The sequence below is a fragment of the Pantoea sp. GbtcB22 genome, from assembly GCF_019091025.1.
In the GTDB taxonomy this organism is placed as follows: domain Bacteria; phylum Pseudomonadota; class Gammaproteobacteria; order Enterobacterales; family Enterobacteriaceae; genus Pantoea; species Pantoea leporis.
In genome coordinates this window covers 1-237 of the sequence record NZ_JAGXKB010000817.1, presented here as the reverse complement: position 1 = coordinate 237, position 237 = coordinate 1, and the positions used below count along the sequence as shown (strand labels likewise).

Sequence of the window (237 nt, the reverse complement as noted above, 5' to 3'; positions counted from 1 at the left end):
CCACAGCGCGATATGCAGCGGTTCGGTGCTGATACCGGCAGATTCCTGCATAAAGTTATGCATGAAGATACACGCGCCAAAGGCAACGAAGATATCCTCGCCAAAGAACAGACCGACGTTATCGGACGCCGCAGACATGGCGCGCAGACGATGGCGCACGTCTGGCGGGACATCACCGTAGCGGATTTCTGTGGCACCTTCGGCCATCGGCGCCAGCAGCGGTCGCCCCATCCGCGG

Annotated in this window: 1 protein-coding gene; it reads right to left on the bottom strand. The window is 60.3% G+C overall.

Annotation, left to right across the window (positions count from 1 at the left end):
• Nucleotides 1–237, bottom strand: a 237-nt coding sequence (locus KVT28_RS26765) for a 5-oxoproline transporter, DUF969 family subunit (RefSeq protein ID WP_217551343.1), incomplete at both ends; no start/stop codon positions are given.